Annotated in this window: 7 protein-coding genes; 4 read left to right on the top strand and 3 right to left on the bottom strand. The window is 71.1% G+C overall.

What is annotated here, in order from left to right; translation table 11 throughout:
* Nucleotides 1-1,398: DEAD/DEAH box helicase (locus tag ACTIR_RS22410; protein ID WP_052583787.1), on the bottom strand; the 1,398-nt coding region annotated here is incomplete at its 3' end.
* 518 nt (nucleotides 1,399-1,916) lie between these two features.
* Between ACTIR_RS22410 and ACTIR_RS0108560 the strand changes: the two genes are divergently transcribed.
* Together ACTIR_RS0108560 and ACTIR_RS0108555 are read left to right on the top strand one after the other, a co-directional pair.
* Nucleotides 1,917-2,573: a ferritin-like fold-containing protein gene (locus tag ACTIR_RS0108560; protein ID WP_026453955.1), complete on the top strand. Its 657-nt coding sequence runs from the start codon at nucleotides 1,917-1,919 to the stop codon at nucleotides 2,571-2,573.
* 45 nt (nucleotides 2,574-2,618) lie between these two features.
* Entirely contained in the window at nucleotides 2,619-2,849 is a 231-nt protein-coding gene (locus ACTIR_RS0108555) for a DUF3107 domain-containing protein (RefSeq protein WP_019808501.1), read from the top strand.
* A 256-nt stretch (nucleotides 2,850-3,105) separates the two neighbouring features.
* Here ACTIR_RS0108555 and ACTIR_RS0108550 read toward each other — a convergent pair whose 3' ends face one another.
* Nucleotides 3,106-3,468 (bottom strand): DUF4873 domain-containing protein, encoded by a 363-nt coding sequence (locus ACTIR_RS0108550; protein WP_026453954.1) that lies wholly within the window; start codon nucleotides 3,466-3,468, stop codon nucleotides 3,106-3,108.
* Nucleotides 3,465-4,235 (bottom strand): TetR/AcrR family transcriptional regulator, encoded by a 771-nt coding sequence (locus ACTIR_RS0108545; RefSeq protein ID WP_007026226.1) that lies wholly within the window; start codon nucleotides 4,233-4,235, stop codon nucleotides 3,465-3,467. Before ACTIR_RS0108545 ends, ACTIR_RS0108550 begins: the two co-directional genes overlap by 4 nt.
* Before the next feature lie 57 nt (nucleotides 4,236-4,292).
* Between ACTIR_RS0108545 and ACTIR_RS0108540 the strand changes: the two genes are divergently transcribed.
* Together ACTIR_RS0108540 and ACTIR_RS0108535 are read left to right on the top strand one after the other, a co-directional pair.
* Nucleotides 4,293-5,246 (top strand): AurF N-oxygenase family protein, encoded by a 954-nt coding sequence (locus ACTIR_RS0108540; RefSeq protein ID WP_026453953.1) that lies wholly within the window; start codon nucleotides 4,293-4,295, stop codon nucleotides 5,244-5,246.
* A gap of 65 nt (nucleotides 5,247-5,311) precedes the next feature.
* Nucleotides 5,312-5,764, top strand: a 453-nt coding sequence (locus ACTIR_RS0108535) for an alpha/beta fold hydrolase (RefSeq protein WP_034239092.1), incomplete at its 3' end; no start/stop codon positions are given.

The following is a 5,764-nucleotide window of genomic DNA, read 5'->3' as shown; positions in this document are numbered from 1 at the left end:
GCGGGTCCGCCTGCGGGACCGTGACCGCGGCGAGCGTCCCTCGGTCGTGTCACCTCCGGACCGGCCGGATCCGCCGGAGCCGGACCGGCCGGAGCCCTTCGCCCCCTTCGACCCCTTCCGGCGCCGCTCGCCGAAGTCCTCCTCGGTCTCGGCGGACAGCCCCGCGCGGGTCCGCTTGGACAGCGGGAGCCTGCTCGGGGCGTTCTCCGGGATGTCGAGGTCGGCGAACAGGTGCTTGGACGTCGAGTACGTCTCCACCGGCTCGTCCACGCCGAGTCCGAGTTCGTCGGAGATCAGCTTCCACCGGGGGATCTCGTCCCAGTCGACCAGGGTGATGGCCACGCCGGTCTTGCCCGCACGCCCGGTGCGGCCGATGCGGTGCACGTAGGTCTTCTGGTCGTCCGGCGTCTGATAGTTGACGACGTGGGTGACGTCCTCGACATCGATGCCCCGCGCGGCCACGTCGGTGGCCACGAGCACGTCGATCTTGCCGGAGCGGAACGCCCGCAGGGCCTGTTCCCGGGCGCCCTGGCCCAGGTCACCGTGGACGGCCGCGGCGGCGAAGCCGCGCTCGGCGAGGTCGTCGGCGACCTTCTGCGCCGTGCGCTTGGTCCGCGTGAAGATCATCGTCAGCCCGCGGCCCTCGGCCTGCAGCACCTTGGCGACCAGCTCCGGCTTGTCCAGCGAGTGCGAGCGGTAGACGAACTGCCGGGTGCGCTCGTGGATCGCGCCCTCGTCGTTCTCCTCGGCACGGATGTGGGTCGGCTGGTGCAGGAAGGTGCGGGCCAGGTTGATGATCGGCCCGGGCATGGTGGCCGAGAAGAGCATGGTCTGCCGCTTCTCCGGGACCATCCGCAGGATGCGCTCGATGTCGGGCAGGAAGCCGAGGTCGAGCATCTCGTCGGCCTCGTCGAGCACCAGGGTGCCGACCTTGCCCAGCACCAGCCGCTGCTGCTCGGCGAGGTCCAGCAGCCTGCCGGGCGTGCCGATGACGACGTCCACGCCCTGCTGCAGGGTCTCGATCTGGGCCTCGTACGGGCGCCCCCCGTAGATGGAGGCGGTGCGCACGCCCAGGTGGGCACCGGCCTCGGTGAGGTCCTTGGCGACCTGCACGCACAGCTCGCGGGTCGGCACCACGACCAGTGCCTGCGGGGTGCCGTCCCCGGGCAGCGACAGCCGCTGCAGCAGCGGCACGCCGAAACCGAGGGTCTTGCCCATCCCGGTGCGGGCCTGGCCGATGACGTCGTCGCCCGCCAGCGCGAGCGGCAGGGTCAGCGACTGGATGGCGAAGGTCCGCTCGATGCCGGTGTCCTTCAGCGCCCGGACGATGTCCTCGTGCACGCCGAGCTCGGCGAAGGTGGGGTTGTCGTCCGACCGCACCGGGGCGCCGGCGACCAGCGGGTGCGCCTCGTCGGCAGCGTTGTCGTCGTCGCCCCCGGCGCCCGCCGCCGGGGTGGGCTGTTCAGCGGTCGTGTCCGGGTCGATGCCGGTGTCCGCGTCGATGCTGGTGTTCGCGTTGATGTCGGTGTTCGGGTCGATGTCGGATCGCCTCTCTCATACCAGCGCGCACAGCCTGGTGACTTCGCGACACTCGACCACCACGCCGAAGCGTTTCGCTTCGCGGTGTGTCACACGAAACGGGGTGGGACGCCGCCGGAGGCGTGCACGCACATTGTCGGTCGGGGGTGAAGTGCGACGGAGGGGCGGCACCCCCGGCGGGGCGCACGCGCCGTCTCGCGTCACGCGGACAATTCGTACTACGAGGAGGACTCGTACTACGAGGGGAACTCGTACTACACGAGGGCAACTTCACCACTGAGGGGCAGTGTAACGGGTCTCGCGCCCGATCCGGCCGGGACAGGCCGGGGCTCCGGCGTGTTGTTGGTCTCCATTTCCGCTCAACTACGGTGGGCGCCGTGAGTGACGCACAACCGGAGATCGCCACCGGGGTCGTGGACCTGCTGGGGGTGCTCGCCTACGGCGAGCTGTCGGCGTTCGACCGCCTGGCCGAGGACGCGCGTTCGGCGCCGACGCTGCAGGGGCACGCCGCACTGGCGTCGATGGCCGCCGCCGAGATCGGCCACTACGGCCTGCTCGAACGGTATCTCGCCGAGCACGGGGTCGCGGTCACCGACGCCATGCGCCCGTTCATCGGACACGTCGACGCCTTCCAGTCCTCCACCGCACCGCGATCCTGGCTCGAATCGCTGGTGAAGGCCTACGTGGTGGACAACCTCGCCGCCGATCTGTACCGCGAGCTCGCCGAGGTGCTGGACGAGCGCACCCGCGACCTGGTCGTGACGGTGCTCGCCGACACCGGGTACTCGGAATTCGCCCAGCAGGAGGTCGCCGCGGCGATCGAGTCGGACGCCCCGCTGCGCGACCGGCTGGCCCTGTGGAGCCGGAGACTGCTGGGCGAGGCACTCACGCAGGCCCAGTACATCGTCGCCGAGCGGGACGGCCTCGCCGAGCTCATCGTCGCCGGGTCGGGCGACCTCTCGGGCATCGCGGCGTTGCTCCGCCGGTTGCAGCAGCGGCACACCAAGCGGATGAAGAGCCTCGGTCTCGGCTAGCCTGGAACGGACAACGCACCAAACCAACACCCGCGGAGGTCACAGGTGGAGGTCAAGATCGGCGTCAAGGACACCCCCCGGGAGCTGGTCGTCGCGAGCGGCCAGTCGCCCGACGAGGTGGACAAGCTCGTGTCCGAGGCGCTGAACGCCGACGACGGCCTCTTCCGGATCACGGACGAGAAGGGCCGCCGGTACCTGGTGCCCGCCGACCGCATCGCCTACGTGGAGATCGCGCCGTCGGACGTCCGCCGCGTCGGCTTCGCCGTCGACTCCTGAGTCCGGACCCGGCCCCGGCCCCGCCGGGGCCGCCCGGAATGTCGAACCGAGGGCGGACGACGTTGTCGACATGCGTCCTTCGGCGAGGGCGACGAGCCGCTGGTTGGCCACCCTCCCCGAACCGTGCCGGGACATCGACCCTGACGCGGTTCTCGCGGCGCTCGATGCGGCACGTGCCGAGGTGAGCGGTCGTGGTGGTGGTCCCGCCGCGGAGGCGGTAGCGGAGCCGTGACGGCCTGAGCCCGCGCGGTCGGACTCAGGTCTGTGCCGGGGTGTCCAGGGCGTCCAGGGTCGTGGGCACCGGGAACGGGGGTGTGCTGGTGCCCGCGATGCGGTAGCGGTCCCACGGGTCGGGGTCGGAGATCTCACCGGACGCGCTGCCGTCCGGGGTCCGGATCTCGACCGTCCGCTTCTTCCCTCCGGCGGCCTCGGACAGCCTGGCGTCGGGCCGGATCCGGCCGTACCAGTGGTACCGGCCGTCGATCGGCTGGAAGTGGCCGCGCAGCTGGAGTTCGACGTCCAGTTCCGTGTCCCCGAGCACCAGCGTGGCCGGGCCCGTGTAGCCGTCGTGGTCGTCGTGGTCGTCGTGTCCCGGGGTGGTCTCGGTGTGTCCGCTCACGAGGGCTCTCCCGTTCCCGTGTCCGTCGTCGGTCGCAGGTGGACGACCTTGTTCGCGTCGAGGGGCTTGTCCGGGTCGAGCACCTGCCCGTGCTGCCGGACGAGGCCGTCGATGGCGGCCCAGATGATCCGGGTCAGGTAGTCGACGACGCTGTCCCGGCTCATCGTCCGCTTGTCCAGCCACCACTCGCCGGTGTTCTGGACCATGCCGACGATCCCGTGCGCCCACGGTTCCGCCGCACCGGAGTCCATGTTCAGCATCCGCATGTAGTCACCGATCAGTGCGGTCAGCGCGGTGGCGATCACCTGCTTGTCCTCGGCGACCACGTCCGCGTCGACCGGGCGGTCGGCGAACGACTTGCGTGCGAGCAGCCGGTAGAGGTTCGGGTGCTCCTCGATCACCGAGAAGAAGGCGTTCAGCGCGGTCCGGATCAGCGGGACGGGCGCCAGTTCCGAGTTGATCGCGGGGATGAGGCGCTCGAACAGGATCTCGGTGCCCCGCTGCCCGAGCGCGAGGTAGAGGTCCGCCTTGTCGTCGAAGTGCCGGTAGAGCACCGGTTTGGTGACACCGGCCTCGGCCGCCACGTCCTCCATCCCCATCTCGGGCCCGTGTGCGTCGAGCGCCCGCAGGGCGGCCTCCACGAACTCCGCCCGCCGGGCGATGCGGTGCTTGCGCCAGCGGTCCCGGCGCGCGTCCCCCGCCGTCGTGGCTCCGGAGCGCGCGGTGGACCCACCACCGCGGTTGACACGGTCGACCATGGTCTTCATGCTACCAGAGGTAACTGTTACCGGAAGTTACACGAACAGGGGAAGGCGGTGGCCGCGATGACGCGCGCGCCTGCGGAGTCGGAGGGTGGACCGGCCACGGAGGGCGGGCGTGCCGCCCCCGGGCGGGACCGGCGGGAGAAGACCGCGCACCGGCTGTTGAACTCGTCCGCGAGGAAGTCCTACGACCCGGAGATCGACATCGACTGGGACGCCCCGCTCGTCGAGGGCAAGCGGTATCTCCCGGAGCACCGCAGCAGTCTGTACGGCACCGCACTGTGGGAGCGGCTCAGCCCCGAGCAGCGCATCGAGCTGGGCAAGCACGAGATCGCCAGCATCGCCACGAACGGGCTGTGGTTCGAGATCCTGCTGATGCAGATGCTGCTCAGGGAGATTTACAAGGCCGACCCGACCAGCGGGTTCGCGCAGTACGCGCTGACCGAGATCGCCGACGAGTGCCGGCACTCCACGATGTTCGCCCGGATGACCGAGCGCATCGGCTGCCCGCCGTACGGGCCGTTGCCGTGGCGCCGCCGCATGGCCAAGCTGCTGCCGCTGATCAGCTACGGCCCCGCGATGTACGGGGCGATCCTCGTGGCCGAGGAGATCCTCGACCGGTTGCAGCGCGAACAGATGAACGATCCGGAGGTCCAGCCGCTGGTGCGGATGGTCAACCGGATCCACGTGCTGGAGGAGGCCCGGCACGTCACCTTCGCCCGCGAGGAGGTCACGCGCGGGGTGGCCCGGCTCTCCAAGCCGGAGCTGAAGTACCAGCAGTGGCTGCTCGCGGCGGTCTCGCACGAGGTCGTCCAGAGTCTGATCAACCCGCACGTCTACAAGGCCGTCGGGATCCGGCCCCGGGACGGCTACCGGGCCGCGATGGCGAATCCGTACTACCACGCGACCATCCGCTACGCCGGGGAGCGCATCATGGGGTTCCTGGACGACAACGGCCTCATCGGGTCGGTGGGGATGCCGCTCTGGCGGCGCGCGTTCCTGGTGGCCGACCGGTGAGCGGGTGGCGGGAGAGCGGACCGCCGGCGGGCGAACCGCCGGAGAGCGCGGCGCGGCCGTGCCGGGTGGTCACCTCGGACGGCACCGCGTTGCACGCCGAGGTGAGCGGCACACCGGACGCGGCGGTGACGGTGGTGCTGGTGCACGGCTGGACACAGGACCATCGGACGTGGGACCGGGTCGTCGACGAGCTGCCCTCGGGGGTACGCCGGGTGCGCTACGACCTGCGCGGGCACGGCGCCTCGGAGGCGGCCGGGCCCGGGACGGCGACGATCGACCGGCTGGCCGACGACCTCGCCGACGTGCTCGCGGAGCTGGCCCCGGACGGGAGGCTGGTGCTCGCCGGTCACTCGATGGGCGGGATGACGCTCCTGGCCCTGGCCGAGCGGCATCCCACCATCGTGGACGAGCGGGTCGACGGGGTCGCCCTGATCGCCACCTCGTCCGGCGACATGGGCCGGGTGACGCTCGGCCTGCCGGGCGGCCTCGGCCGCCGGGCCGCCGCGACCGAGCGCAGG

It is taken from the genome of Saccharomonospora iraqiensis subsp. iraqiensis, from assembly GCF_000430445.1.
In the GTDB taxonomy this organism is placed as follows: Bacteria; Actinomycetota; Actinomycetes; order Mycobacteriales; family Pseudonocardiaceae; genus Saccharomonospora; species Saccharomonospora iraqiensis.
Note: the sequence above shows the minus strand (reverse complement) of the source record. Positions and strands in the feature narration are given on the sequence as shown.

Bases quoted from the DNA above. Each gene is read 5' to 3' on its own strand.
- ACTIR_RS0108545 (WP_007026226.1), bottom strand. From the start codon at position 4,235: ATGAAGACCATGGTCGACCGTGTCAACCGCGGTGGTGGGTCCACCGCG.
- ACTIR_RS0108540 (WP_026453953.1), top strand. From the start codon at position 4,293: ATGACGCGCGCGCCTGCGGAGTCGGAGGGTGGACCGGCCACGGAGGGC.